Genomic DNA, 2,115 nt, shown 5'->3' with positions numbered 1-2,115 from the left:
TCGATGCCACCTTCGCCCTGCTGCGCGTCATGGAGGCGCACGATGTCCGGCGGCTCGTGTTCTCGTCGTCGGCCACCTTATACGGAGGGGGACAGGAACCGCCGTACGCCGAGGAAGACGGCCCCTTCTCGTCCACGAATCCGTATGGGCAGTCCAAGGCGATGCTCGAGCGCATCCTCACCGACATCGCCGCTGCCGATCCGCGCTGGAGCATCGCAGTGCTGCGCTACTTCAACCCGATCGGCGCGCATCCCAGCGGACTCATCGGCGAAGACCCGAACGGCATCCCCAACAACCTCGCACCGTACATCTCCCAGGTCGCCGTCGGCCGACTTCCCGAGGTCACGGTGTTCGGAGACGACTACGAGACGCCTGACGGCACCGGCGAGCGCGACTACATCCACGTCGACGATCTGGCCGCGGGGCATGTGGCTGCGCTGTCCAGGATCGCCGAGCACCGCGGTGTGCGCACGTGGAACCTCGGCACGGGCGTGCCGACCTCCGTCCTCGCACTCATCGGCGCTTTCGAAGAGGCAGTGGGTGCCCCCATCCCCCGCCGCGTCGGTCCCCGCCGCGGCGGGGACCTCGCCCGCGCTTGGGCCGACGTCTCACGAGCCAGAGCGGAGCTCGGCTGGAAGGCGACCCGATCGGTGGCGGACATGGCACGCGATTCCTGGCGCTGGCAGACGATGAACCCAAACGGATTCTCCTCGGCTGCTCCTCCCGTGTGAGTCAGCGTCGGCGGTGCACCGTCACGTTGTAGACCTTGACCTCGAGCATCCGCTCGAGGAAGATCACCCGGCAGAGCAGCCGCTTCCAGATCCCCAGGTCCTTCAGCCGCCTGCTCACCTCGGCACGATCCGACGCATGACGACGCCTGTCTGCCTCGGTGGCCACATTCCGTCGCTCATACTTCACCGCGGCGATCCCCGCGTAGGCGCGCGCCGGGAGGATGCCCATTTCCCTCGCATTGTCGAAGGATCGCAGATGCGCGCGCACGATGTCGGAGAAGTACGCCGCGCTGCGCTGCCTGTGGGAAACGCTGTCTCCCCTCTGCAGCCAGAAGTAAAGTGCGTCTTCGCATGACGCCACGGCGGACATGCGCGCGTACAGCGTCATGGCCACGGCAACATCTTGTGCGTAGTGCCCCTCGGGGAATCGCACCCCTTCGAACAGTTCTGCGCGGTACAGCTTCCCCCAGTTGGCCTCGCTGAAGTAGCGCAGCTCGACACCGAAGATCTTGCGCAGCGCGAGAGAGAACACCGTCTGATACGCTGCAGCGGGATCGTCGATCACGATATGCCTGCCGAAGGACTTGTCGTCGAGCTTCGCGAGTTCTGATTCCCCCTGACTCGCCCCGATGTTGCGCCAGCGACAGCAGCTCATGTCCGCCCCGGTGTCGTCGATGAGACCGACGAGTCGCTCCAGCATCCGCGGCGCCATGAGATCGTCGTTGTCGCAGAAGGTGACCAGAGCACCGTTCGCAGCGTCGAGTCCGGCGTTCTGCGCTGCCGCGATGCCGCCGTTGGCCTGGTGTATCACCGTGATCCGCGAGTCCTCGCTCGCAAGACGATCGCACAGCTCCCCGGACCCGTCGCTGGATCCGTCATCGACGAGGATCAGCTCGAGGTCGGCGTATGTCTGGCGGAGGATGGATCGAACGCACGGGCCCAGATACTCGACCGCGTTGTAGACGGGCACGATGATCGAGACCAACGCCCCTGCCCCGGATGCGTGCGGGGTCATGCGATCCGAACGTCCGTGGCGACCGGCCCCACGGAGCGTACGTCCCCGGCAATCTCGAACTCCGCGGCGTTCATCAGCCCGTGCGATGTCGGCTCGCTTATGCCCGACGCGTTGACGTTCACCGAATAGCGTCCGGGGGCGAGTCCGTCGGTGGTGAAGCTGATCGCGATCGTGCGCGACGAGTCCAGCGGATCGAGGACGACATCGAGCAGGTCGGTGTTCGATGCCAGCGCGATCTGGCCGAGCGAGGAGTCCACACTGAATCCGATCGCCCACCGCTCGATCGGGCGCAGCATCTCCACATCCACCTGGAGAATGACCTCTTCCCCGGCGCGGAGCTGCGCAGGGCCTTCACGGCGGTGGTCGCGG

The 2,115-nt window shown here is 66.0% G+C and carries 3 protein-coding genes; 1 reads left to right on the top strand and 2 read right to left on the bottom strand.

Annotation, left to right across the window (positions count from 1 at the left end):
- On the top strand, positions 1-731 hold a 731-nt coding region (gene galE / locus BGN97_RS12195), incomplete at its 5' end, for a UDP-glucose 4-epimerase GalE (protein ID WP_292701818.1).
- A 1-nt stretch (position 732) separates the two neighbouring features.
- Here the strand turns inward: galE and BGN97_RS12190 are convergent.
- Positions 733-1,746: a glycosyltransferase gene (locus BGN97_RS12190; protein ID WP_292701815.1), complete on the bottom strand. Its 1,014-nt coding sequence runs from the start codon at positions 1,744-1,746 to the stop codon at positions 733-735.
- The coding region (locus BGN97_RS12185; RefSeq protein WP_292701813.1) for a Wzt carbohydrate-binding domain-containing protein at positions 1,743-2,115 on the bottom strand (373 nt) is incomplete at its 5' end. The genes BGN97_RS12190 and BGN97_RS12185, both read right to left, overlap by 4 nt.

The sequence above is a fragment of the Microbacterium sp. 69-10 genome (genome assembly GCF_001897945.1).
In the GTDB taxonomy this organism is placed as follows: Bacteria; Actinomycetota; Actinomycetes; order Actinomycetales; family Microbacteriaceae; genus Microbacterium.
Note: the sequence above shows the minus strand (reverse complement) of the source record. Positions and strands in the feature narration are given on the sequence as shown.